At 74.4% G+C, this 24,664-nt stretch carries 21 protein-coding genes; 3 read left to right on the plus strand and 18 right to left on the minus strand.

Annotated features, from left to right (window positions below):
* Positions 1–98: 98 nt before the first annotated feature.
* Positions 99–1,178 carry an isopenicillin N synthase family dioxygenase gene (locus ACZ60W_RS24710; RefSeq protein ID WP_469757547.1) on the minus strand — a complete coding sequence of 360 codons (1,080 nt, stop codon included), beginning with the start codon at positions 1,176–1,178 and terminating at the stop codon, positions 99–101.
* Positions 1,179–1,560: 382 nt separating this feature from the next.
* Between ACZ60W_RS24710 and ACZ60W_RS24715 the strand changes: the two genes are divergently transcribed.
* Positions 1,561–2,595: a M4 family metallopeptidase gene (locus ACZ60W_RS24715; protein WP_469757548.1), complete on the plus strand. Its 1,035-nt coding sequence runs from the start codon at positions 1,561–1,563 to the stop codon at positions 2,593–2,595.
* A gap of 21 nt (positions 2,596–2,616) precedes the next feature.
* Here ACZ60W_RS24715 and ACZ60W_RS24720 read toward each other — a convergent pair whose 3' ends face one another.
* The 10 genes from ACZ60W_RS24720 to ACZ60W_RS24765 all read right to left on the minus strand — a co-directional run bounded on the left by ACZ60W_RS24720 (position 2,617) and on the right by ACZ60W_RS24765 (position 14,926).
* The gene (locus ACZ60W_RS24720; protein WP_469757549.1) at positions 2,617–3,216 is read right to left on the minus strand and encodes a TetR/AcrR family transcriptional regulator; all 600 of its coding nucleotides are present in this window, start codon (positions 3,214–3,216) and stop codon (positions 2,617–2,619) included.
* On the minus strand, positions 3,204–3,932 hold the full coding sequence (locus ACZ60W_RS24725; protein ID WP_469757550.1) for an enoyl-CoA hydratase family protein: 729 nt from the start codon (positions 3,930–3,932) through the stop codon (positions 3,204–3,206). Before ACZ60W_RS24725 ends, ACZ60W_RS24720 begins: the two co-directional genes overlap by 13 nt.
* The gene (locus ACZ60W_RS24730; protein WP_469757551.1) at positions 3,929–5,515 is read right to left on the minus strand and encodes an AMP-binding protein; all 1,587 of its coding nucleotides are present in this window, start codon (positions 5,513–5,515) and stop codon (positions 3,929–3,931) included. Before ACZ60W_RS24730 ends, ACZ60W_RS24725 begins: the two co-directional genes overlap by 4 nt.
* Before the next feature lie 125 nt (positions 5,516–5,640).
* A complete protein-coding gene (locus ACZ60W_RS24735; RefSeq protein ID WP_469757552.1) occupies positions 5,641–6,252 on the minus strand; it encodes an excalibur calcium-binding domain-containing protein in 612 nt (203 codons plus the stop codon).
* A gap of 145 nt (positions 6,253–6,397) precedes the next feature.
* Positions 6,398–7,531 (minus strand): acyl-CoA dehydrogenase family protein, encoded by a 1,134-nt coding sequence (locus ACZ60W_RS24740; RefSeq protein ID WP_469757553.1) that lies wholly within the window; start codon positions 7,529–7,531, stop codon positions 6,398–6,400.
* Positions 7,528–9,411 (minus strand): acetyl/propionyl/methylcrotonyl-CoA carboxylase subunit alpha, encoded by a 1,884-nt coding sequence (locus tag ACZ60W_RS24745; RefSeq protein ID WP_469757554.1) that lies wholly within the window; start codon positions 9,409–9,411, stop codon positions 7,528–7,530. The genes ACZ60W_RS24740 and ACZ60W_RS24745 overlap by 4 nt, the downstream gene beginning before the upstream one ends.
* An 8-nt stretch (positions 9,412–9,419) precedes the next feature.
* The gene (locus tag ACZ60W_RS24750) at positions 9,420–11,018 is read right to left on the minus strand and encodes an acyl-CoA carboxylase subunit beta (protein WP_469757555.1); all 1,599 of its coding nucleotides are present in this window, start codon (positions 11,016–11,018) and stop codon (positions 9,420–9,422) included.
* On the minus strand, positions 11,015–12,799 hold the full coding sequence (locus ACZ60W_RS24755; protein ID WP_469757556.1) for an acyclic terpene utilization AtuA family protein: 1,785 nt from the start codon (positions 12,797–12,799) through the stop codon (positions 11,015–11,017). Before ACZ60W_RS24755 ends, ACZ60W_RS24750 begins: the two co-directional genes overlap by 4 nt.
* The gene (locus ACZ60W_RS24760; protein ID WP_469757557.1) at positions 12,799–13,587 is read right to left on the minus strand and encodes a TIGR03084 family metal-binding protein; all 789 of its coding nucleotides are present in this window, start codon (positions 13,585–13,587) and stop codon (positions 12,799–12,801) included. The genes ACZ60W_RS24755 and ACZ60W_RS24760 overlap by 1 nt, the downstream gene beginning before the upstream one ends.
* Positions 13,588–13,765: 178 nt before the next feature.
* Complete coding sequence (locus tag ACZ60W_RS24765; protein ID WP_469757558.1) at positions 13,766–14,926, minus strand: acyl-CoA dehydrogenase family protein; 1,161 nt, start codon at positions 14,924–14,926, stop codon at positions 13,766–13,768.
* A gap of 149 nt (positions 14,927–15,075) precedes the next feature.
* Between ACZ60W_RS24765 and ACZ60W_RS24770 the strand changes: the two genes are divergently transcribed.
* Positions 15,076–15,738 carry a TetR family transcriptional regulator gene (locus ACZ60W_RS24770; RefSeq protein ID WP_469757559.1) on the plus strand — a complete coding sequence of 221 codons (663 nt, stop codon included), beginning with the start codon at positions 15,076–15,078 and terminating at the stop codon, positions 15,736–15,738.
* Positions 15,739–16,340: 602 nt separating this feature from the next.
* Here ACZ60W_RS24770 and ACZ60W_RS24775 read toward each other — a convergent pair.
* Genes ACZ60W_RS24775 through ACZ60W_RS24785 form a run of 3 tightly spaced genes read right to left on the minus strand, consistent with a single transcriptional unit; the run spans position 16,341 to position 18,807 of the window.
* Complete coding sequence (locus tag ACZ60W_RS24775) at positions 16,341–17,219, minus strand: HAD family hydrolase (protein WP_469757560.1); 879 nt, start codon at positions 17,217–17,219, stop codon at positions 16,341–16,343.
* The gene (locus tag ACZ60W_RS24780; RefSeq protein WP_469757561.1) at positions 17,216–17,572 is read right to left on the minus strand and encodes a LysR family transcriptional regulator; all 357 of its coding nucleotides are present in this window, start codon (positions 17,570–17,572) and stop codon (positions 17,216–17,218) included. Before ACZ60W_RS24780 ends, ACZ60W_RS24775 begins: the two co-directional genes overlap by 4 nt.
* Positions 17,573–17,631: 59 nt before the next feature.
* Positions 17,632–18,807, minus strand: a complete 1,176-nt coding sequence (locus tag ACZ60W_RS24785; RefSeq protein ID WP_469757562.1) for an AfsA-related hotdog domain-containing protein — start codon at positions 18,805–18,807, stop codon at positions 17,632–17,634.
* Positions 18,808–18,928: 121 nt separating this feature from the next.
* Here ACZ60W_RS24785 and ACZ60W_RS24790 point away from each other — a divergent pair, with 121 nt between their 5' ends.
* Positions 18,929–19,531 (plus strand): ScbR family autoregulator-binding transcription factor, encoded by a 603-nt coding sequence (locus ACZ60W_RS24790; protein WP_469757563.1) that lies wholly within the window; start codon positions 18,929–18,931, stop codon positions 19,529–19,531.
* A 103-nt stretch (positions 19,532–19,634) separates the two neighbouring features.
* Here ACZ60W_RS24790 and ACZ60W_RS24795 read toward each other — a convergent pair whose 3' ends face one another.
* The 4 genes from ACZ60W_RS24795 to ACZ60W_RS24810 form a co-directional block, all read right to left on the minus strand.
* Positions 19,635–20,675 carry a DMT family transporter gene (locus tag ACZ60W_RS24795; RefSeq protein ID WP_469757564.1) on the minus strand — a complete coding sequence of 347 codons (1,041 nt, stop codon included), beginning with the start codon at positions 20,673–20,675 and terminating at the stop codon, positions 19,635–19,637.
* Between the two features lie 208 nt (positions 20,676–20,883).
* Complete coding sequence (locus tag ACZ60W_RS24800; RefSeq protein WP_469757565.1) at positions 20,884–22,515, minus strand: class I adenylate-forming enzyme family protein; 1,632 nt, start codon at positions 22,513–22,515, stop codon at positions 20,884–20,886.
* A gap of 28 nt (positions 22,516–22,543) precedes the next feature.
* Positions 22,544–24,310, minus strand: a complete 1,767-nt coding sequence (locus tag ACZ60W_RS24805; RefSeq protein WP_469757566.1) for an aminotransferase class I/II-fold pyridoxal phosphate-dependent enzyme — start codon at positions 24,308–24,310, stop codon at positions 22,544–22,546.
* Positions 24,311–24,413: 103 nt separating this feature from the next.
* The gene (locus ACZ60W_RS24810; RefSeq protein WP_469757567.1) at positions 24,414–24,596 is read right to left on the minus strand and encodes a DUF1272 domain-containing protein; all 183 of its coding nucleotides are present in this window, start codon (positions 24,594–24,596) and stop codon (positions 24,414–24,416) included.
* Positions 24,597–24,664 lie beyond the last annotated feature (68 nt).

Consider the following 24,664-nt stretch of genomic DNA (forward strand, 5'->3'; position numbering starts at 1 on the left):
CCCCCCCCCCCCCCCCCCCCCCCCCCCCCCCCCCCCCCCCCCCCCCCTCCACCCCCCCCCCCCCCCCCCCCCCCCCCCCCCCCCCCCCCCGACGTGCGCTAGACCAGCTGGGCCGGCCGCCCCTCGGAGTGGAGCAGGAGCTCCGCGTGGTGGCGGGCGGCCACCGACGGGTGGGCGCGGAGCTTGCCCTTGAGCTCGTTGCGGCCGTATTCGGCGAAGAGCGGGTTGGCCGGGTCGACGGTGACGCCCGGGGCCCGGTCCGCGTACGGGAAGTCGAGCGGGGCGATGCGGGCGTCGAGCCGCGGGTTGTAGAAGAACGGGACGGAGTAGCGCTCCGTGGCCCCGGGCGGGGAGACCACCCGGTGGTTGGTGGCGACGAGGTAGCCGTCGGTGGCGACCTCCAGGAGTTCGCCGAGGTTGACGACGAAGGCGCCGGGCAGCGGCGGGACGTCGTGGAACTCGCCGTCCTCGCGCTGGACCTGGAGGCCGCCGACCTGGTCCTGGAGGAGCAGGGTGAGGAAGCCGTAGTCCTTGTGGGCGCCGACGCCCTGGTCGTCGCCCTCGCCGCTGCTGCCGGGGTAGCGCACCAGCTTGAGGTGCGGGTGGGCGCGGGGGCCGAAGATGTCGTCGTAGAAGTCCACGGGCGCGCCGATGGAGGCGAGGAGTTCGTGGAGGAGGCGCTCGGCGACGCCGCTGAGGCGGTCGATCCAGTGCAGGGCGGCGGTGCGCAGCTCGGGGAGGGCGGCGGGCCACTGGTTGGGGCCTTCGAGCCACCAGTAGGGCGCTTCCCAGGGGGCGGGGACGTGGGCGGGGCGCTCGGCGCCGATGTCGAGCTGGTCGCGCCAGTCGCGGGCGCCCGCGGTGCGCTCGTCACCGATGCGGGTGTAGCCGCGGAAGTGCGGGGAGTGGATGTTGTCGAGGGCGAGCCGGTCGGCCTCGGGCAGCGCGAAGAAGGCGCGCATGGCGGAGGTGAGGGCCCGGGTCTCGGCCTCGGTGACGCCGTGTCCGACGAGCTGGAAGAAGCCGACGTCGTGGGCGGCCGAGTGCAGCTGGGCGTGGAGCAGCTTGCGGGCCTGGGGGCCGCGGTCGGCGGCGGCGAGGTCGACGATGGGGAGCTGGGAGGCGTAGGGGCCCGCGGCCCGGGGGGTGCGGGTCGGGGAGTACGAGCTGTGCGTCATGGGATGCGTCCGCGGGGTCTACGGGGTGCCCGGGGCGGCCGCCTGGGGGTGGGGCGGGGGCCGCGGGTGCCGGTCGGCTGGGGGCTCTGACGAGGGGACCCGGTGGGCGGGGGCGGGTGTGGTGCCCCGGTGCCGTGGGGTCAGGCGGAGCGGCGACAGCTCATGCTCGTGACGCGGACGAAGTCCACGTGGCGACGGCGTACGAGCGTAGGCATGCGAACAGAGTACTGCGGCGGGGCGCGGAGGGATGTGGTCCGGGTCACGTGCGCGGGGGTCGTCCGGGGGTCTGGTCAAAGCGGCGGGGGTACGCGAAGATCGCCGCCACGCGTGGCGAGTACACGCCAAGCTTCTCGTCTCAGCCGCCCTACGCAGGAGGATGTCCATGACCCGCCGCACCTCTCGTGGCCTGGTCGCCGCGGTCGCCGTCGCCGGTACGGCCGCCGCGGCCCTGCTTCCGTCCTCGGGCGCCTCGGCCGCCGCACCGCCCCGGGCCCGGGTCTTCATGGTGAACCCGGTCCAGTCCTCGGGCGACCAGTCCCTCGCCGACCACAAGGACGCGGCGGGCGACGTGCCGGCCTCCGCGTACGCCACGGTCACCCTGCGCAACCTGGACGCGGGCGGCGGCCTGTCGGGGAAGTGGGTGGCCGTCCGCTCCGAGACGGGCCGGCCCGCGGCGCTCGCCGACGCCGGCGGGTACGACCGGTCCGACGACGGCTTCGAGCAGGTCATGGCGTACTTCTGGGTCAACGAGGCGCAGGAGTACCTCCAGGGCCTCGGCTTCGGCACCGAGCTGCGGGGCGCGAACGACCGCGTCCAGCCGGTGCGGCTCAACCAGTGGGGCGCCGACAACTCCTTCTTCACCGACAAGAAGGACGAGATCCGCTTCGGCAAGGGCGGGGTGGACGACGCCGAGGACGCTGAGGTCATCGTCCACGAGTACGGCCACGCGGTGCACGAGGCGCAGGTGCCGGGCTTCGGCTCGTCCCCGGAGGCGGGGGCGATCGGCGAGGCGTTCGGCGACTACCTGGCGGTGGCCGTCGGCACGCACGCGGTCGCGGCCTACGGCTGGCCGATGAAGGCCGAGCAGGCGTGCGTGGCCGACTGGGACTCGACCGGATACAGCGCGGCCCCGCACTGTCTGCGCCGGACCGACTCCTCGAAGACGTACGCGGACCGCGAGGGCGAGGTCCACGCCGACGGCGAGATCTGGTCCCGGGCGCTGTTCGACATCCGGGGCCGGCTCGGGGCGCGGACGGCCGACCGGATCATCGTGAACGCCCAGTTCGGCTTCGCGCCGGACACCGACTTCTCCGCCGCGGCGCTCACCACGGTCGCGACGGCGCGGCGGATGTACGGCGCGGCGGCGGCGGACGCGGTGCGGGACGCCTTCCGGGCGCGCGCGATCCCGGGGGTCTGACCGGCCGTGCCGGGCGGCGGGTCAGCCGCCGAGGGCCTCCTCGATCAGCCGCGCCCACTGGGACACCACGCGCTCCCGGCGGGCGCGGTCGTCCGTGAGGAGGGTGGCGAGGCCGAGGCCGCGGGCCATGTCCAGGAGGCCCTGGACGGTCTCGCGGACGCCGGGGAGGGACTCGTCGGCGCCGAGCACCTCGACCGCGATGCGGTGCGACTCGCGGCCGACGCGGGCCTCCAGCTCGGTGACCCGGGCGCGGAGCTGCTCCTCGTCGGTGGCGGCCACCCAGAGGTGCAGGGCGGCCCGGAAGAGGGGGCCGGTGTAGAGGTCGACGAGGGCGGCGACGGCCTCCTTGCGGTCCCGGGACGGCAGGGCGCGCAGGGCGTGGGAGCGTTCCTCGGCGACGTACTCGACGGCGGCGGTGAAGAGGTCCTCGCGGGTCGGGAAGTGGTGCTGGGCGGCGCCCCGGGAGACGCCGGCCCGTTCCGCGACGACGGAGACGGTGGAGCCGGCCCAGCCGTGCTCGGCCAGGCAGGCCACGGCCGCTTCCAGGAGCCGCTGCCGGGTGGCGCGGCTCCTGTCCTGCTTGGGGTTCCGGTCCGGCTTGGGTGCGGTCAGAGCCGCCATGCGGGGTCCCGTCGTTCGAGGAAGGCCGTCATCCCTTCGCGTGCCTCGGCGGAGGCGAAGAGCGTGGCCGACCTCTGCACCAGGTCCTCCGCGTCGCGTTCGAAGGTCTCCAGGACTCTAGCGGTGACCAGTCGTTTCGCCTCCCGCAGTCCCTGGGGGGAGCCGGCGCGCAGGGCGTCCAGGACGGTGTCGAGGTCGGTGTCGGGGGCGGTGACGAGGCCCATGGCGACGGCCTCGGGGACGCCGAACCGCTCGCCGGTCAGGTAGTGGCGGGCGGCGGCGCGCGGTTCCAGCCGGGGCAGCAGGGTCAGGGAGATGACGGCGGGGGCGACGCCGATGCGGACCTCGGTGAGGGCGAAGTCGGCGCCCTCGCCGGCGAGCACGATGTCGGCCGCGCCGAGCAGACCGAGGCCGCCGGCCCGGGCGTGGCCGCCGGGGCGGACGTGGGCGACGACCGGTTTCGGCAGTTCGACGATCTGCCGGAGCAGGTCGACGAAGGCGTACGGGCTGGGCGGTGCCTTCAGGTCGGCGCCGGCGCTGAAGGTGGTGCCGGCGTGGGTGAGGACGACGGCGCGGACGGCGGGGTCCTTGCCGCAGGCGGTGAGCGCGTCGGCGAGTTCGGCGACGAGGGGGGCGGAGAGTGCGTTGCGGGTGTCGGGGGAGTTCAGGGCGAGGGTGGTGATGCCCCGCTCCTCTCCGATGGTCACCAGGGTCATGCGCGGTCCCTCAACTCTCTGCGGAGGATCTTCCCGGACGCTGCCCGGGGAACGGTGTCGACGAACTCGACGGCGCGGACCTTCTTGTACGGGGCGACCCGCGCGGCGACGTGGGCGAGGACCTCCTCGGCGGTGAGTCCGGCGGCTGCGGGCTGGCGGACGACGAACGCCTTGGGGATCTCGGTGCCGTCGTCGTCGGTGACGCCGATGACGGCGGCGTCGGCGATGCCGTCGTGGGTGAGGAGGAGGGCTTCGAGTTCGGCGGGGGCGACCTGGAAGCCCTTGTACTTGATGAGTTCCTTGACGCGGTCGACGACGAACAGCCAGCCGTTCTCGTCGACGCGTCCGACGTCGCCGGTGTGCACCCAGCCGTCGGCGTCGATCATGGCGGCGGTGGCGTCGGGCCGGCCGAGGTAGCCCTTCATCACCTGGGGTCCGCGGATGGCGACCTCGCCGTCCTCGCCGGGGGCCGCGTCCCGGGACGGGTCGTCGAGGGAGAGGATGCGCATCTCGGTGGAGGGCAGGAGGCGGCCGACGGTCCCGGGCGGCGCGTCCTCGGCGTCCAGGGGGACGACGTGGGTGCCCGGCGAGAGCTCGGTCATGCCGTACGCCTGGCGGACCGGCGGGAGTCCGAGCCGGGTGGAGCACGCCTCGGCGAGGGCGGCGTCGAGCGGGGCGGCGGCGCTGACGACGTACCGCAGGGACGACAGGTCGTAGTCGGCGACGGCGGGGTGCTTGGCGAGGGCGAGGACGATCGGCGGGGCGACGTAGAGGCCGTCGATGCGGTGGTTCTGGATGGCGGCGAGGAAGGTGTCGAGTTCGAAGCGGGGCAGGACGACGACGGTGGCGCCGCGGCGGAGCGGGGCGTTCATGAGGGCCGTCAGCCCGTAGATGTGGAAGAACGGCAGGACGGCGAGGATGCGGTCGCCGGGGCCCATGGGGACGAAGGGTTCCAGCTGGGCCAGGTTGGTGGCGATGGACGTGTGGGTGAGCATCACGCCCTTGGGGACGCCGGTGGTGCCGGAGGAGTACGGCAGGGCCGCGACGTCCTCGTCGGGGTCGACGGCGATCTCCGGTACGGGCCCGGTGCCGCCGAGGAAGGACTGCAGCGACCGCACGTCCTCCTCCTCGGGCGCCTGGTCGCAGACGAATATCTCCTCGACGCCGCCGGCGAGTGCGGCGGCGGCGCGGGCGGCGGGGAGCAGCGGCGAGACGGTCACGATCCACCGGGCGGCCGAGTCGCGGAGCTGCCTGGCGAACTCCTCGGCCGTGGCGAGCGGGTGGACGGTGGTGACGGCCGCGCCGGCCCGGGTCGCCGCGTAGAACGCGATGGGGAAGAGCACGGTGTTGGGGCTGTGCAGGGCGAGCACGTCGCCCTTGCGCAGCCCCGCCCCGGCCAGGCCGGCGGCCACCCGCCGGTGGAAGGCGTCGACCTGGGCGTAGGTGAGGGTCAGCGCCCCCTCCCCGCCGGTGCCGTCGATGAGGGCGGGTGCGTCGCCGTGCCCGGCGGCTCCGCCGAGCACGGCGTCGTGGATGGGCAGGGAGAGGGTGGGAACGGCCTCGTACGCGCTGTGGAACACCATGCGTTGACCCCCTGGAGCGAGGAAAGGCGGACGCCAGGATCACTGCCGTGTGCGGAACGTGGGGAGACCCTGTCAGCCCTCCCGGAATCAATCAAGCATGCCTGCATGGTTTCCGGCGCGGTGGTTCACCTTTCGCAGGCGACCCCGTCGCCGTCGCGGTCGAGACGGCTGCTGTAGCCGGGGTCCCCACGGTGGATGGGGGCGGCTCCCGCGGCGCGGACCTCGGTGCAGTTGGCGTAGTACACCTCGGGCTCCGGCTCGGCGGTCTCCGCCGGCCGGGTCGTCTGGGCGGGCCTCGGCTTCACGGGCTTCGGCGTGGTGTGCGTCGGCTCCGGGGCCCGGGTGGTGGGGGCCTGGGTGGTCGGGGCGGGGGCCTCGGTCGTCGGGGCCTCGGTGGTCGGCTCCGGGGTGGGTGTGGGCGCCTCGGTGGTGGCCGGGGGCGTCGTCGGCGCGGTGGTCGTCGGGGTGGCGGAGGCGGTGGCGGTCGTGGCCGGTCTGGGGTCGTCCGCACCGTTCTCCTTCGGGTCGTCGCTGACGAGGACGGCGAGGAACCACAGCGCCGACACGACGGTGACCACGATCTTGGTCCGGCCGGTCCATCGGCTCAGCCAGGCCAGGGCTATGCCCGCCGGCGGGAAGAGCACCAGCAGGGTGATGATCAGCGCGGGATGCTGCCACCAGCGGCGCGGCGGTGTCCACGACGGCGGTCCCTGGTACGGGCTGGGCTGCTGGTACACGTACGTCTCCCCTGTTCAGGCGCCCACATGTGAGCGAAATGGAGGGATCGTACACGCGTCCTTCACAACCGGAGGTGGAATTGGCCGAGATGGGATGTGACGCCCCCACGGGGCCGCCCCTCGGGGCTCCGTGGGGGTGGTCCGGTCAGTAGGACTTGGGGAGGCCGAGGGTGTGGGTGGAGACGTAGTTGAGGATCATCTCGCGGCTGACGGGGGCGATGCGGGCGACGCGGGCGGCGGTGACGAGACGGGCGAGGCCGAACTCGCGGGTGAGGCCGTTGCCGCCGAGGGTGTGGACGGAGGTGTCGACCGCGCGGACGCATGCCTCGGCGGCCGCGTACTTGGCCATGTTGGCGGCCTCCCCGGCGCCGATGTCGTCGCCGGCGTCGTAGAGCCGGGCGGCCTTCTGCATCATCAGGCGGGCGAGTTCGAGCTCGATGTGCGCCTGGGCCAGGGGGTGGGCGATGGCCTGGTGGGCGCCGATGGGGGCCTTCCAGACCTGGCGCTCCCTGGCGTAGGCGACGGCCTTCTCCAGGGCGTGGCGGCCCATGCCGATCGCGAAGGCGGCGGTCATGATCCGCTCGGGGTTGAGGCCCGCGAAGAGCTGGAGGAGGCCCGCGTCCTCGTCGCCGACCAGGGCGTCCGCCGGGAGGTGGACGTCGTCGAGGGTGAGCTCGAACTGCTTCTCGTCGGCGGCGAGTTCCATCTCGATGTGGCGGCGGCCGAAGCCCGGGGTGTCGCGCGGGACGATGAACAGGCACGGCTTGAGGCTGCCCGTGCGGGCGTCGGAGGTGCGGCCGACGATCAGGGTGGCGTCGGCGATGTCGACACCCGACACGAAGACCTTGCGCCCGTTCAGGACCCAGCCGTCCTCGGTGCGGGTGGCGGTGGTGGTGATGCGGTGGGAGTTGGACCCGGCGTCGGGCTCGGTGATGCCGAAGGCCATCGTCCGGCTGCCGTCGGCGAGACCGGGGAGCCAGGCCCGCTTCTGCTCCGGCGTGCCGAAGCGGGCGATCACGGTGCCGCAGATCGCCGGCGAGACGACCATCATCAGGAGCGGGGCGCCGGCGGCGCCCGCCTCCTCCAGGACGAGGGACAGTTCGGCGATGCCGCCGCCCCCGCCGCCGTACTCCTCGGGCAGGTTCACCCCCAGGTAGCCGAGCTTCCCGGCCTCCGCCCACAGTGCGGCCCGGTCGAAGCCGGGGCCGTGGCGGCGGCCGAGGGCGGAGACGGCGGCCCGCAGCGCGGCGTGTTCCTGCGTCTCGATGTCGGTGCTCATACGGGGTCTTCCTCCAGTGCCTCGGTCTGTACGACGGCGAGCAGGGCGCCGACCTCGACCTGGCGGCCGGGGACGGCGTGGAGCGCGGTGAGCGTGCCGGAGGCGGGAGCGGTGACGCGGTGCTCCATCTTCATGGCCTCCAGCCAGAGCAGGGGCTGTCCGGCGGTGACCCGGTCGCCGACGGCGAGGCCGTCCGCCACCCGCACGACGGTGCCGGGCATGGGGGCGAGCAGGGAGCCGGGGGCGGTCTGTTCGCTCGGGTCGGTGAAGCGGGGGCGGACGGTGAGCCGGTGCGGGCCGACGTGGACGGTGCCGTCGCCGTAGGAGTCGACGGCGTAGTCCCGTACGACGCCGTCGACTTCGAGCCGGACGCGGCCGGGGGACGCGGAGACGGCCCGTACCCCCGCCGGGGAGGTGACCTCGTGGCCGCCGCCCCTGACCGGCCGGTAGCGGACCTCGTGTTCCCCGTAGGTCCTCGTCTCGTCCTGCGAGCGGAGGTTGCGCCAGCCGCCGCCGAAGCGGCCCGCGCCGGCGGCCGCGGCGGAGAGGGCGGCGGCGACCGCCGCGTGCGCCTCGCCGGCCGGGGCGGCGGTGAGCCCGGGCAGGTTCCGTCCGCAGAAGCCGGTGTCGAGGACCTCCGGGGCGGTGTACTCCGGGTGGCGCAGCGAGGCGACGAGGAGGTCGCGGTTGGTGACGGGGCCGTGGACGCGGGTCCGCTCCAGGACGTGGGCGAGCTTGCGGGCCGCCTCGGCCCGGGTGGGGGCGTGGACGATCACCTTGGCGAGCATCGGGTCGTAGTGGACGCCCACGGCGTCGCCGGAGGCGTATCCGGTGTCGAGGCGCACCCTGCCCTCCGCGGGGACGTCGAAGCGGTGCAGGACGCCGGTCTGCGGCGCCCACTCCCGCGCGGGGTCCTCCGCGTAGAGGCGGGCCTCGATCGCGTGGCCCCGGGGGGCCGGGGGCTCGGGGGGCAGGGCCCGGCCCTCGGCGACGGCGAGCTGGAGGGCGACGAGGTCGACGCCGTACACCTCCTCGGTCACCGGGTGCTCCACCTGGAGGCGGGTGTTCATCTCCAGGAAGTGCGCCCGGCCGTCGGCGACGAGGAACTCGACGGTGCCCGCGCCGGTGTAGCCGACGGCCTTCGCCGCGCGGACGGCGGTGTCCAGGAGGGACGCCTCCAGGGCGGCGGGCAGTCCGGGCGCCGGGGCCTCCTCGATGACCTTCTGGTGGCGGCGCTGGAGCGAGCAGTCGCGGGTGCCGAGCGCCCAGACGGTGCCGTGGGTGTCGCAGAGGAGTTGCACCTCGACGTGCCGCCCGTTCTCCACGTACGGCTCGACGAACACCTCGCCGTCCCCGAAGGCGCTCTCGGCCTCCGCCGACGCGGCCCTCAGCTCCTCGTCCAGCGCGTCGAGCGCGCGGACGATCCGCATGCCGCGGCCGCCGCCGCCCGCCGCCGCCTTCACCAGGACGGGCAGGTCGTCCTCGGTGACCTCGGACAGCGGCCGGATGCCGAGGAGTTCCTTGGCGCGGGTCTTGGACGCCATCGCCTCGATGGCCTCGGGCGGCGGGCCGATCCAGACCAGTCCGGCGTCGGTCACCGCCCGCGCGAAGGCGGCGTTCTCGGACAGGAAGCCGTAGCCGGGGTGGACGGCGTCCGCGCCGGCGGCGAGCGCCGCCGCCACGACCAGGTCGCCGCGCAGGTACGTCTCGGAGGGCGCGGCGCCCGGCAGCCGCACCGCCGCGTCGGCCTCCCGGACGTGCAGGGCGCCGGCGTCCGCGTCGGAGTACACGGCGACGGTGGAGACGCCCAGTTCGCGGCAGGTGCGGAAGACACGGCAGGCGATCTCGCCCCGGTTCGCGACCAGTACGGTCGAAATCATCTGAGGCCTCACATTCGGAAGACGCCGAAGCCGCCGCGGGCGCCCTCGACCGGTGCCGTGTGGATCGCGGAGAGGCACAGCCCGAGGACCGTGCGGGTGTCGCGGGGGTCGATGACCCCGTCGTCGTAGAGACGGCCGGAGAGGAACATCGGCAGGGACTCGGACTCGATCTGGGCCTCGACGAGGGCGCGGAGCCCGGCGTCGGCCTCGTCGTCGTACGGCTGCCCCTTCGCGGCGGCGGAGGCGCGGGCGACGATGGACAGGACGCCGGCGAGCTGCTGCGGGCCCATGACCGCGGACTTGGCGCTGGGCCAGGCGAAGAGGAACCGCGGGTCGTAGGCCCGGCCGCACATGCCGTAGTGGCCGGCGCCGTAGCTCGCGCCCATGAGGACGGAGAGGTGGGGGACGCGGGAGTTGGAGACCGCGTTGATCATCATCGCGCCGTGCTTGATGATGCCGCCCTGCTCGTACTCCCTGCCGACCATGTAGCCGGTGGTGTTGTGGAGGAAGATTAGGGGGATGTCCCGCTGGTTCGCCAGCTGGATGAACTGGGCGGCCTTCTGCGACTCGGCGGAGAAGAGGACGCCCTGCGCGTTGGCGAGGATGCCGACGGGGTGGCCGTGGAGGCTCGCCCAGCCCGTCACGAGCGACGGCCCGTACAGCGGCTTGAACTCGTCGAAGTCGGAGCCGTCGACGATCCGGGCGATCACCTCGCGCGGGTCGAACGGGGTCTTGAGGTCGCCGGGGACGATCCCGAGGAGCTCCTCCTCGTCGTACTTCGGCGGCGCCGCGGGCAGCGGGTCGGGGTGCGCCTTGCGGTGGTTGAGGCGGGCGACGATCCGGCGGGCCTGGCGCAGGGCGTCGGCCTCGTCGACGGCGTAGTGGTCGGCGAGGCCCGAGGTGCGGGCGTGCATGGCGGCGCCGCCGAGGGACTCGTCGTCGCTCTCCTCGCCCGTCGCCATCTTCACCAGCGGCGGGCCGCCGAGGAAGACCTTCGACCGCTCCTTGATCATCACGGCGTGGTCGGACATGCCGGGGACGTAGGCGCCGCCGGCCGTCGAGTTGCCGAAGACGACCGCGACGGTCGGGATGCCTGCGGCGGAGAGGCGGGTGAGGTCCCGGAAGAGCGCCCCGCCGGGGATGAAGATCTCCTTCTGGGAGGGGAGGTCGGCGCCGCCGGACTCGACGAGGGAGACGACGGGGAGCCGGTTGGCGTACGCGATCTCGTTCGCCCGCAGGGCCTTCTTCAGCGTCCACGGGTTGGAGGCGCCGCCGCGCACGGTCGGGTCGTTGGCGGTGATCAGGCACTCGACGCCCTCGACGGTCCCGATCCCGGTGATCAGCGAGGCGCCCACGGTGTAGTCGCTGCCCCAGGCGGCGAGCGGCGACAGTTCCAGGAAGGGGGTGTCGGGGTCGAGGAGCAGCTCGATCCGCTCGCGGGCGAGCAGCTTGCCGCGGCCGCGGTGCCGGGCGGTGTACTTCTCGCCGCCGCCGGCGAGGGCCTTGGCGTGCTCGGCCTCCAGGGCGGTCAGTCTGTCGAGCATCGCGGCGCGGTGTTCCGCGTAGTCGGGTCCGCCGGTGTCGAGGGCGGAGGCGAGCACGGTCACTGGGGTCCCTCCGTCGGGTTCTCCGGTGCGGCGGCGCGGCCGTCGGGCCGGCCGGTCTCGGGCCCGGCGGGTCCGCCGGGCGGGCGGGTCTCCGGTACGGCGGTCAACAGGTCCTCCGGTACGTCGAGTTCACGGGAGCGGAGCCACTCGCCGAGCGCCTTGGCCTGGGGGTCGAAGCGGGCCTGGGAGGCCACGCCCTCGCCGAGGATCCCGGCGACGGTGAAGTTGAGGGCCCTGAGGTTCGGCAGGACGTGCCGGGTCACGGCCGTCCCCGCGGTCTCCGGCAGCAGGGCGCGGAACCGCTCGACGGTGAGGGTGTGGGCGAGCCACCGCCACTCCGCCTCGGTGCGGACCCAGACGCCGACGTTGGCGTCGCCGCCCTTGTCGCCGCTGCGGGCCCCGGCGATCCGGCCGAGGGGCGCCCGCCGCACGGGCCCTTCCGGCGGCGGCGGCGGAAGCTCGGGGTCGGGCACGGGCGCCAGGTCGAGCGTCCGTGCCGGGGCGGGGACGGCCCGGCGGGTGCCGTCGGGCAGGACCGCGGTGTGCGGGACCTCGGCGGCGGGCACGTACGCGGCCTCGAAGACGCCGTAGGGGGCGCCCTTGCCGGGCGGGGCGGTCACGTGGAAGCCGGGGTAGCTGGCGAGGGCGAGTTCGATGGCGGCGCCGGTGAGGGCGCGTCCGACGGGCTCGGGGGCGGGGTCGCGGACGACGAGGCGGAGCAGGGCGCTCGCGGTCTCCTCGGTGGGAGCGTCGGGGCGGTCGGTGCGGGAGAGCTCCCAGCGCACGGACGCCGGCCGGGAGCCGGTCAGCGCGTCCTCGACCTGGTCGCGCACCAGCCGCGCCTTCGCCTCGACGTCCAGGCCGGTGAGGACGAACACGACCTCGTTGCGGAAGCCGCCGAGCCTGCTGCGGCCGACCTTGAGGGCCGGGGGCGGCGCCTCGCCCCGCACGCCGTCGATCCGGACCCGGTCGGGGCCCTCCTGGGTGAGCCGCACGGTGTCGAGGCGGGCGGTCGTGTCGGGGCCGGCGTAGCGGGCGCCGCCGGTCTCGTAGAGGAGCTGGGCGGTGACCGTGCCGATGTCGACGAGGCCGCCGGTGCCGGGGTGCTTGGTGACGACGGACGAGCCGTCGGCGTGGATCTCGGCGACGGGGAAGCCGGGGCGGCGCAGGACCTTCGGGTCGAGCTCCGCGAAGAAGGCGTAGTTGCCGCCGGTGGCCTGGGTGCCGCATTCGAGGACGTGCCCGGCGACGACGGCCCCCGCCAGCTCGTCGTACTCCTCCGGGCCCCAGCCGAACCGCCACTGCGCGGGTCCGGTGACGAGGGCGGCGTCGGTGACCCGGCCGGTGACGACGACGTCGGCCCCGGCGGCGAGGCAGGCGGCGATCCCGGCGCCGCCGAGGTAGGCGTTCGAGGTCAGCGCGCCGTCGGCCGGGGCGAGCCGGTCGCCCTCGACGTGCGCGACGCGGGTCGGCAGGCCGAGCTTCGCGGCGAGCGCGCGGAGCGCGTCGGCGAGTCCGGCCGGGTTCAGGCCGCCGGCGTTGGCGACGATCCGCACGCCCCGGTCGTGGGCGAGGCCGAGCCCCTCCTCCATCTGCCGCAGGAAGGTCCTGGCGTATCCGGCCGCCGGGTCCTTCAGCTGGTCGCGGCCGAGGATCAGCATGGTCAGTTCGGCGAGGTAGTCGCCGGTGAGCACGTCGAGTTCGCCGCCGGTGAGCATCTCGCGGACCGCGTCGAAGCGGTCGCCGTAGAAGCCGGAGGCGTTGCCGATGCGGAGCACCACTACGCCTCCCGGGGGGCGCGGCCGGTACCGGCGGGTCCCGCGAACGCCTGGGCGATGTCCAGCCACCGGTCGGCGTCGGGCCCGTCCGCGACCAGCGCGGTGTCGGCCCGGTGGACGCGCTGGGTGACGAGGAGGCAGAAGTCGAGGGCGGGGCCGGTGACCCGCTGGGCCGCGCCCTCGGGGCCGTACGCCCACGACGTCCCGTCGGGCGCGGCGAGTTCGACCCGGAAGGGCTCGGCGGGCGCCGGGACGCCCCGGACCAGGTAGGCGTAGTCGCGGGCCCGGACGCCGATCCAGGCGACGTGCCGGAGCCGGGCGGTGGGCACCCGGACGGCCCCGAGGGCGTCGGCGACGTCCTGTCCGTGCGCCCAGGTCTCCATCAGCCGGGCCGTGGCCATCGCGGGCGCGCTCATCGGCGGCCCGTACCAGGGGAACCGGGCGCCGGGGGCGACCGCGCGCAGGGCGTCCTGGAGGAGCTCCCGGCCCTGCCGCCAGTGGGCGAGGAGCGTGGCGGGCGGCAGCTTCGCGCCCTCCTGGGTGCCCTCGTCGACGAACCGGTCGGGGGCGGCGAGCGCCTTCTCGGTCTCGGCGGCGAACGCCTCCTCGTCGGTCGCGGCGAGGAGGGCGGCGCGGTCGGTCCAGGCCAGGTGCGCGATCTGGTGGGCGATCGTCCAGCCGGGCGCGGGGGTCGGCGCACCCCACTCTTCCTCGGTCAACGCGCTGACCAGAGCGTCGAGTTCTTCGCTCTCGTCGCGCAGGTCGTCGAGGACGACGACGGGGTCGGACACGGTGCGCTCCCCTCGGGGACGGGCGTTCACGGGCCTTCGCGAGGAGCATGGCAGCGACGCCAGAAACAATCAAGCGTGCTTGCTTTACTTTCCCCGGAGCGGCCGCGCCCGTCACCCGCGGGGCCGGCTCCCGCCCCGCCCGGCCACGCCCGGCCCGGCGGCGCGGCGCGGCGCGGGATCAGCGCTGGGACGGGAAGACGGTCGCCGCGTAGGCGGCGGCGGCCGGGGCCGGCTGGAGGGCGGCGTGGGCGGCCACGGCGTGGATGTCGCGCCAGGCGCGCTCCAGGCCGCCGCCCGCGATCAGGCCGCGGGCGCCACCGGTGCGCATCAGCCGCTCCACGGCGCCGGCGAGGAGGTCGACGGCGACGGCCGCGTCGCGCTGGTTGAGTGCGGCGTCCATCAGCCCGGCGGCCGGGTGGTCGGCGCGCGCGGCGGCCGTCTCCAGCATCAGGCGCGCCGCGTCGATCTCGGCCGAGCAGCGGGCCAGGGTCTGCTGCACCGCCGGGTCCCCCGTCAACGGGGTCCCGTCGGGAAGGCGGCGCAGCCCCACCAGGACCGTCCACGCCTCCAGCGCGCCCCGGGCCGCGCCGAGCGCCGGAGCGGCGAACAGGAGCGCGGCGACCAGCTGGTACGGCACCCGGTGGCAGGGCGCCGCGTCCACGTCGGGCACCCCGGTGAGCAGGGTCTCCCGCAGGAAGGTGCGGTGCTCCGGCACGTACACCCCGTCGACCGAGACGCTGTGGCTGCCCGAGGCCCGCAGGCCGACCGCGTCCCAGGTCTCGCGGATCAGGACGTGCTCGCGCGGCACCGCGAGGACCCGGTAGGCGGGGGCCCCGGGGTCGGTGTGGTCCAGGGAGGCGAGCAGGACCCACTCGGCGTGCTCGACCCCGCTCGCGAAGGCCCACTCCCCCGTCAGGGTCCAGCCGCCGGGCGCCCGGACGAGCCGGCCCGCCGGCGGCACGACCGCCGCCGCGATCCGCGTGTCGGGCGAGTCGCCCCACAGCTCCCGCTGCCCCTCGGCCGGGAGGTGCGCGGCGAGGCGGGCGTGGGCGGCGAACAGCACGGCGCACCAGGCCGCCGACGCGCAGGCCGATCCCACCCCGGCGGCCGCGTCGACGACGGCGGCGAAGGTCCCGGCCGCCCCGCCCCATCTCCGCGGCACGAAGTGCCGGGTCAGGCCCGCGGCGGTCATCGCCGCGACGACCTCGGGGTGGAGCCGGCCGGCGCGCTCCGACTCCTCGGCGTGCCGCGCGGCGGCGGCGTAGAGGTGCCCGGCGGCCGGGGACGCGGGGTTCGCGGCCTGCGCGGCCCCGGCTACGGCGGTCTCGACGACGGTCATGACGCGTGCTCCTTGAGTGGCGGTACTGATGCGAGTAGAAAAAGATTCGGTCTGGAAGGTATTTTCTGAGCATCCGTCACGGAACGCGACGGACCGGTGGACGGCAAACGGAAGGTGGTCGCCCGGTGAGGCAACAGGACAGGGCCCGCATGACCTATGACCTGGTGATCGGCGCGGCAGCCGCCGAGTTCGCCCTGCACGGTTTCGCGGGGACGAACCTCGCCGACATCACGGCCCGCACCGGGCTGACCAAGGGGGCCCTCTACGGACACTTCTCGTCCAAGGCCGACCTCGCCGGCGAGCTGACCCGCTCCTTCGAGTCCGCCTGGGCCGACACCCTCGCCGCCGCCGTCCGCGAGGCGGAGGAGACGGACGCGGCCCTGCCGGCCCTGCGCACCCTGCTCGTCGGCCTCGCCCACCGCGTGTACGAGGACCTCCCCTTCGCCGCCGGCCTCCGTCTGGTCCTGGACGCCGCCCGCGCCGAGGGCACCACCCCCGTCCACCTCGCCAACCTCTGCGGCGTCGTGGCCCTCCTCGTCCGCAAGGGGCGGCAGGACGGCTCCGTCACCACCTCCCACCCTCCCGAACTCCTCGCCCGCCTCGCCGTCGCCCTCCTCGCCGGCGCCCCCGCCGTGGTGCCGGCCACCGACCCGGCCGGCCCCGCCGCCCTCGTCACCGAGGTCTGGGACGTCCTGGAGCCCTCCCTCTCCGGACCGGGTCCCGGCCCGGGGCCGGGTCCGGGTCCGGGTCCGACGCCGGGTCCAGGGACCGGGGCCGGGGCGGGAGCGGGGGCTGGTGCCGGGTCGGGGTAGTCCGGGCGGGTACGTCGAGCGGGCCCGGCAGGTCGGGCGGTACGGCAGGAGCGAGCGGAGCCGGCAGGACGGTGGCTCCGGCACGACGGATGGATCCGGCAGGACGGGTGAGGGCTTTCGGGTCCGGGCTCTCCGGGTCACGGGATCGCCGGATCACGGCTCTGTCTCCGCGTCACGGGGTCTTGTCTCCGCGTCACAGGTCTGTCTTCGCGTCACGGGGTCTCCGCGTCACGGGCTTCGGTTCCGGGGCGGGTCCGGCCGGGGTCTCCGGGCCGCGAACTCCTGTGCGGGGGGGGGCGGGGGGGCGGATCGCGTTCTCCTGGCCGGGTTCTCCGGGCGGGGAGTTCGGTCACCGGGGGCGGGCGTCGCGACCGGTCGACGGGGCACCGGCGGGCGCGGGCGGAGCGGGCGTACCGACGGCGGCGGTCGGCGCCCGGGATGGACACCGCGGATCGACACCGGGGACCGGCACCGGAATCGGCGCCGAGCGGTCGACACGTGCGGGGAACGCGGTGGGGCGCGGTGTCCACGGCCCGACGGAGCCTCCGTGGCGGCGGGGCTTCCGGGACCGGTCGAGCAAGCGTGGGGGGAGGCGGGGAGCCTCAGGCCGCCTGCGACGCGAGGGCTCGCGAGGCGCCGCTGACCGCGGGCGCCCTCATCGGCGAACTCACCGCGCGCCGCGTGCTCATTGCGCCCTGCGTGTCCTGCGCGCCCATGGCGCTCTGCGTGTCCTGCGTGCTCCGTGAGCTCTCCGGTCGGTCGGCCGACAAGGAAGGCGTCGTCCGGGCGGGCAGGGCGGAGCGGGCGGGGGCGGGGCCGGGCAGCCAGGACCAGCCGGCCGTCTCGACGAGCGAGGCGGAGACCGGACCGTCGCCGACGAGGACGGGGTGGCCGACCGCGCGGAGGAGGGGGAGGTCGCTGTCGTCGTCGGCGTACGCGAAGCAGTCCGCGGGGGCGAGGCCGAAGGCCGTCATGATCCCGCGCGCCGCCTCGGCCTTGGCCTCGCCGATCATGGGCGGGCCGTTCAGCCGGCCGGTCAGGACGCCCTCCGAGGTCACCTCGGGCACGGTGCACACGACGAGGTCCGCGCCGACCTCGCGGGCCAGCGGCTCCAGACAGGCGGAGAAGGCACCCGAGACGAGGACGATCAGGTCGCCGGCGTGGGCGTGCCGCCGCAGCGCGTCGTACACAGGGGTGTGGACGAGGCCGCCCGCACGGGCCTTCGCGTACCACTCCCGCCCACACGCCTCCAGTTCGTCGAGGCGACTGCCGGCGAGGAAGCGGAAGAAGGACCGGTTCACCTGCTCGCGGGGCACGCCGTCGCGGAGCTGCGCCTGGAGCGAGGAGCGTGCCGCGGCGAGCCGGCGCGCGGCCGACTCCCCGCGCCCCCAGAAGGCGGCGAGGACACAGGCCATGCTCTTGCAGGTGATCAGGGTCTCGTCCACGTCGAAGAACGCGGCCCGGGTGGCGGCGATGGTCATGCCCGCCCCCCTCTCTCCCCGAGCCGGACGCCTCCGGTGAGGGAGCCGAGGTGCCGTTCGCCGCCGGTCCGGCCGGCCACCGTGCGCCCGGTGGCCGGGCAGGCGATCTCGTACTGCGCCGTCTCGACGAGGTCGAGGATCTGTTCCGCGAGCGGACGCAGACGCGCCCCGGCCGGCGTCAGCTCCACGGAACGGTTGCCGCGCCGCTGGAAGAGCGAGGCCCCCATGTCCTCCTCCAGGCCCTTGATCTGGGCGGTCACGGCGGGCTGGGAGTAGTGCAGGTTGTGCGCGGCGCGGGTGAAGCTGAGTTCTCGGGCCACTTCCCGGAAGGCCCGTAAGTGCTGGAGTTCCATGGTTCCGCCTCTTCCTCTGATCGCTCGTCCGTACATGCCCTGAACGTGTCGCCGCGCCGTCACGCGCAGCGGGCCCCGGCCGTGGCGAGGAGCCGTCCGCGCTGGGTGGCCGACAGTCGTATGCGGCCCCCCTCGGTCCGCGCGGCGTGGACCTTCACCGGCTCGGCCAGCTCGCCGAAGACGGCGAACTCGGCCTCCATGGAGGCCAGTACGCCCCCCTCGCCGGCCACCAGCGCGGCGGCCTGCCGGAAGGACTCCAGGAGCAGCATCCCCGGCACGTGGTCCGAGGGGTGCTCGAAGTAGCCGGGGTGGGTGGGGTCGACGTGCAGCCGCCACTCCCCTGTTCCGTCCGTGCGGGTCCGCGCGCCGGAGTCCGCCGCGGAGCGGAGCACGCCCCGCGACCCGGCGGCGCTGCCCGTCTCCGCGCGCACCGGCCCCGCCTGCTTCCCGAACCGGACCTCGGAACCGTCGCACTGGGGCCCCTGGCCGTCCCGACCGGCCCGTACCGTCTGCCCTGTCCGAACGCCCTGGCCGCCCCGGCCCCCCTGCCCGGCCGGTACGCCCTCTCCGGTGCGGCGGTCCGCACCGGGTCTGCCACCAGCCGCCTCCGGTCTTCCGCCGGCCGCCTCCGCGAGGCGCCCGCGCTGCCGCAGCCGGCCGTAGCGGACCCCGTCGATGACGACGACCCCGGCCGAGGCGCGGGCGCACTCACGGCCGGCGACCTCGATCACCATGTCGAAACGGGCGTCGAAGCGGCGTGCGTTGCGCGTGCCGGCCGGCGTCACCACCCTCACGTCGAGGGCGACCGCGAGCGGACCGCTGCCGACCCGGAGTGCGGCCGGGTCGACGATGTGCAGCGACAGCGCCTTGAAGATGAAGTGGTGGCCGAGCGGCACGTCGTGGTAGCGGTGGCTCAGGAAGATCCCGGCCTGCCGGACGGTCTCGACGAGCAGCATGAAGTCGCACTGCCCGCTCTCCTCCGGGCGGTACAGGGCGTGGTTGCGGGGCAGTTGGGCGCCGACCAGGAACCGGTCCGCGCCGGCGACGACCGAGTCGGTGAGGAAGACCTCCGTCACCGAGGCGCGGTGGACGAGCCGGCGGGAGATGGTGCGGTCGAAGCTGAGCCCCTCCTTGGCCTCCCGTACGAGAGACTCCAGTGATTCCAGGGGACCGAGCGCCTCCATCGGGTCGATCGACCCGAACGGCACCACGGTCTGCAGCACACCGATGGACATCCTTTTCCCCCTCAAGGTGAATCATCGTGGCGAAGGGGGATTTGGTCCGTCCCCCGACAGCAAGAAATATACCTTCGAGAATGTATATTGCAAGGCATAGGAACGAGAGAGGCGGACAGGCATGGCGACTCCCCGGAGCGAACCGAAGCAGGAGCGGGCCCGGCGCACGAAGGTGCACATCCTCCAGTCGGCGGCCGAGCTCTTCGCCGAGCGCGGCTACGCGACGGTCACCCTGCAGGACGTGGCCGAACGCGCGGCCATGACCAAGGGGGCGGTGTACTTCCACTACACGAACAAGGAGGCCCTCGCCGTCGCGGTCGTCCAGGAGCACTACGCCCGCTGGCCCGGCATCCTCCAGGGCGCCGAGGGCACCCACGAGAAGCCGTTCGACACGCTCGTCGCCGTGCTCGACACCGTCACCGCCGCGTTCGCGCGGGACATCGTCGTCCAGGCCGGCGCCCGGCTCCAGATCGAGCGGGCCCTCATCGACGCCGAACTCCCCGAGCCCTACGTGGGCTGGGAGGACTACCTCACGCGGCTCATCGCGGAGGCCCGGGACGCGGGCGAACTGCGCGAGGGAGTGGAACCCCGCGCGGCGGCCCGCGTGATGGTCTCCGCCTTCTTCGGCATGCAGCACATCTCCGACGTGCTCAGCCGGCGCAAGGACCTCACCGAGCGGTACGCGGAGATGCGGAGCGTCCTCCTCGACGGCCTGCGCGCCTGATCGGCCGCGTGGCCACGGTGAACAGACCCCGGAGAGGCGGACGTCCGGAAAACGGCGTGGCCCCCCACGGAGGTGGGAGGCCACGCCGAGCGCGTACGGAGGATCAGGACCTGCTGCCGGATCCGACGGGCGCCGGAGCCTGCGCGGAACCCGAAGCGGAACCCGGGGCCGAGCCCGCGACCGGGGTCGCGGCGGGGGCCGGAGCGGCGGCGGCCCGGGCGGCCACGCGGCGCAGGTAGAGGTTGTTCAGGACCAGCGCGGCCGCCGTCAGCGAGGCGCCGACGATCTGCACGCCCGCCGGGACCACACCGGTCAGGGCCGAGATGACGAAGGCCGTGATCGGCACGACGTCCATGAACAGGACGCCGTTGAGCGGGCCCAGGTAGCGGTTGCCGAAGTTCCAGCCGAGGACGCCGACGAAGCCGGCGATGACGCTCATGTAGGCGAGCTGGGGCAGGATCGACCCCACGGCGCCGGCCGTCGGGACCGGGACGCCGCCGGCGGCCAGGATGACCGCCGTGATGACGGTGGCGCTGGCGAGGCCCAGGACCGTGGTGATCGCCGTGTACTTGATCGGCGACCAGGTCGGGAAGAAGCTCGCGCCCGACGTGTAGACCACCCAGCACAGCGCGGCGAACAGCAGCAGCGCGTCGGCGCCCGCCTCCTTCGGGGAGGCGATCAGCGAGCCGATGTCACCGTCGGAGACCACCAGGATCGTGCCGACGAAGGACATCGCGATGAAGGCGAGCGAGACCTTCGGGGGCACGACCTTCTTGAGCACCCAGTTCACCAGGAAGCCCATCATCGGCATCGTCGCCATCATGATCGAGGCGTTGAGGGCGCCCCGCTCGCCGATGAGGTCCTGCCCGAAGAAGACGAGGAACTGGAAGCCCGCGAACCCGGCCGTGCCGAACAGCCAGGCGAGGCCGATGCGTTCGCCCTTGAGCCGCAGCCCCTCCCGGCCCTCGCGGACCCGGAGGAAGACGAGGAACATCGCGCCGGCGATCGCGTACCGCATGCAGGTGAAGGTGAAGGGGTCGATGTGCTTCAGGGTGGAGTCCATGAGGGGGAACATCGCGCCCCAGGACACCGTGGCTAGGAGGCAGAGGAGGACGCCTCGCATGTACGTGTTCTGACTGTTCATGACTCTTCCTGTCGGGCCTGAGCCGGCCGGGAGGGGAGGAAAGGGAGGAGAAGGGAAGGGAGGAGGGGGCGGGGGGGAGTCGGGCGGGGAGCGGGGGCGGGCGCGGTACTGCGGGGAGGTGCGGCCGGGGCCTCGGGAGGGGGGCGGGCCCCGGCCGCTCCGCGGGACCACCGTGGTCCCGCGGACGTGCCGCGGAGGATCCGCGGGGTCAGACCCCGACCGGCTCGGCCTCGCGGGCGGCGTCGCCGTCCGCGGGGACCGTCGCGTCCGGCTCCGTGGGCCGGATGTCGAGGAGGGGCAGCACCGACTCCAGGAGCTGGGCGGCCCGGACCTTGCCGGTCGGGCTGTACGGGATGGCGTCGACGGGGACGACGTACGCCGGGAGGCAGGGGACGCGGCGGGCGCAGGCGGCGCTGACCGCCCGGTAGCCGCTCTCCTGGCGCTCCGGGGCGACCGGGGTGAAGGGGACGACGAGCACCTCGCCCGCGCCGGGGAGTCTCGTCCGCAGGACGGCGGTCTCCCGGACGCAGGGCAGGTCCATGAGGTCCGCCTCCAGCCCGAATATGTTGACGTCGAGCGGCTTGCCCGCCTCCGCCTTGGCCACGCCGTCGTTGCGGCCGGTGAGTTCGAGCCGGCCCGCCTCGTCGACGAGTCCGCTGTCGCCGGTGAGCAGGAACCGCTGGGTGCGGCCGCCGTAGTCGAGCGTCATGAAGTCGGGCTCGCTGGTCGCGTAGCTGTCCATCAGCTGGTAGCTGGCGATGGCGACCCGGCCCCGGCTGCCCTTGGGGAGGGGCTTGTTGTCGGCGTCGAGGACGACGACGGTGTTGCCGGGCATGGGGCGGCCGGAGCGGCAGGGCGCCACGTGCAGCTCCTCGGGGCCGATCATGACGTTCACGCCGGTCTCGGTGGTCCCGTAGTAGAGGTGGAGGACCGGGCCGAGGCGGTCCCAGGCGTTGTTGACGACCCATCGGTTGAGGTGGCGACCGCCGGAGAGGACGAAGTGGAGCCGCGAGGTCTTGTGCAGGTGCTCCGAGTCCGGGTGGGCGACGACCCGGGCCAGGACGGGCGGCACCATCAGGGTGGTGGAGACGCCCTCCTCCTGGATGATCCGGATCAGTTCCCCGGCGTCGTCGTGCGGGCCGAGGACGACGGTGCCGCCGAGTGTCAGGAAGATGCGCGCCCAGCCGGGCCCGGAGGCGTGGTAGAGCGGGACCGTGACGAGGTGGACGTCCTCCTCGTCGAAGGCGTACTGGTCGACCAGGTCGGCGAAGCGGCGGGCCTCGAAGGACGTCCGCCGGACGACCATCTTCGGGACGCCGCTGGTGCCCGAGGTGAAGGAGAACGCCTCGAACGGCTGCTCCACCGGCTCCGGTTCGCCCGGCGCCGACACGAGGAGGTCGGTGAAGCTCACCGCCACGGTCTGGCCGTCGGGGAGGCCCACCGGTTCGCTGTCCAGGAACACGTCGAGTATGTCGCGGCCGTCGGGCCAGCCGCACTCCTCGACGAGCGACCGGTGGGCGCGCGAGGTGATGACGACCGTGGGTTCCAGCTGGTCGAGCGCGGCACGGGTGGCGACGGCCCCGGCCGTGTAGTCGAGGCCGACGCACGGGATGCCGAGCGAGCTGACGGCGGCCATGGAGACCACGAGCTCCCAGCTGTTCTCGGCGAGGAACACCGCGCGCGCCGGCCGGGTCTCGGGCAGCAGGTCCTGGACGGCGCAGGCCACCCGGCTGACCTTGTCGGCGAAGCTCGCCCACGTCAGACGGGTCTCGCCGTCGACGACGGCGACGCGCTGGGGCCAGCGGGCGGCGTGCTTGCGGATGTCCGCGATCTTGATCATGGAAGTGCTCTCCCTCGGGGTCGGGCGGTCAGCTGGTGACGACGGCGGTGGCGGCAGCGGCGGAGACGGTCGCCGCGGTGGTGCCGGCGGCGGAGACGGCCGCGGCGGTGCCGGCGAGCCGCTCGGTCGCGGTGGTGGTGCGCCGGTCGGTGACGGCGGCGGTGAGCCGCTCCCCGGCGGCCGCGGCGGCGCCGGCGAGCCGCTCGGCGGTGACGGACCCGGTCACGGGGCCGCTCCCCTGACCGGTCACGGAGCCGGCGACCGGTCCGGTGACCGGACCGGTGACGGCGTGGGCGGCCAGGTCGCCGACGGACACGGTGGGGTTCCTCAGCGTGTAGATCTCGCAGCCGCTGGAGCGCAGGGAGTCGATCTGGCTGAGGGTCCGCTCGCAGAGCTTCTCGCCGGGCACGGTGATCGGGATGCCGGGCGGGTAGGCGATGATGAAGTGCTCGGAGGTGCCCGCGGCCAGCGCCGCGGAGGCGCTCCGGTAGGTGCGCTGGATGGTGCGCAGCGCGTCGAGCAGCCGCAGCAGGGTCCCCTCGTCCACCCCGATGTGGATGTGGAAGAGGACCGCGTCGCCGCTCTCGCGGGCCACGTACAGCGCGTACTCGTCGAAGAGCATCCGGCGGAAGTCCGCCGCGGTGATGCCGAGGGCGCTGATGTCGACCAGGACCCGGGTGGGGTCGTCGCTGACGAGCTGGGCGGGGTCGGTGAGGTGACCGTCGGGCCCGAGCGGGCGGTACGCGGAGAGGCGCGGGTCGGTGGCGAGCTCGACGCGCAGGGTGCTGGCGAGGCCGAGCGAGCGGCCGAGGAGCGTCTCGCCCTCCGTCTCGGCCTGGAGCCGGGCCAGGTCGAGGCTGGCGAGGACGGGCCAGCTCGGCGAGGTGGTGTGGTGCTGGAAGAGGGCCTGCGCGGTCCGCTCCTGGGCCTCCCCGTCGCCGATGAGGTGCAGGTACGAGCCCTGGCGCAGCGCCGACATCGACTTGTGCGCGGAGTGGGTGACGGCGACGTTCATCGCGAGGCGCGGGTCGGCGGCGCGCAGCGCCTCGACGGCGTGGAGCGCGGTGAGCGGGCGCAGCCGGGGGTGGAAGCGGTGCGCCGCTCCCCACGCCTCGTCGACCAGGACGGCGACCTCGGGGTGCACGGCGGCCAGTTCGGCGAGGACGGTCGGCAGGTCGTAGCGGACCCCGTCGTAGGAGACGGCGGAGAGGACGACGGTGTCGAACGGCCGGCCCTCGACGGCGGCGGCCCGGAACATCTCCAGGAGCCGGGGCAGGTCGGCGTAGGTCCGCGGGCAGTCGTCGCAGCAGCGCTGCATCGGGGCGTACGCGACGTCGACGCCGAGCGAGTTGAGGGCGAAGTGCACCGACTGGTGGCAGGAGCGGTCCGCGAGCACGCGGGAGCCGGGCTGCGTCAGCGCGGTGAGCGCGACCCGGTTGGCGGTGCTGGTGCCGGCCGACAGGAAGAAGGTCGCGTCGGCGCCGAAGCTGCGGGCGGCGAGGCGCTGGGCCTCGCGCAGCGGGCCGCGCGGCCGGAAGAAGGAGTCCAGCATCGTGCCGCTGTAGGACACGTCGGCCGCGAGCTGCGCGACGCCGAACAGCGCCTCGTAGGTCTCCCGCATGTGGGAGTCGCGGATAGACCGGCCGTGCGACAGCGGCAGCGCGTGGAACGTGGCGATGTCCCGTCGGGCCACTGCGAGTACGGCGTCAGCGAGAGGGGTCCTGCCGTCCGGGTAGGCCCCCGAACGAGCCGGCCGAGGGGCCGGCTCCGGAGTGGAGCTGGTGGATGCGGTCATGCACCCATGAAATAAAAACCTTCGCGAAGGTATCAACTATCATCAGGGAGACTGATGGACGCCGGCCCCCGCCCCCGCCCGACCAGCGGGGAAACCACACCCCTCAGGAGGCGGCCCGACGCGGGCGCGCCACGAGTTCACCCCCGCAGTTGGGACAGACGTCCTCCATCGCGTCCGCGCACGGCACGCAGTAGCTGCACTCGTACGAGCAGATCCGCGCCGGCCCGTCCGGCGTCAGCTCCGCCGTCCCGCAGCGCTCGCACCGGTCCCTCATCTCCAGAGCCACGACCGGCCCCCCTTCCCCGCCCGGCGGGCGACCCCTCCATGATCCGGGCCGGACGGCAGCCGCTCAAT

It is taken from the genome of Streptomyces sp. NPDC104202 (genome assembly GCF_055584185.1).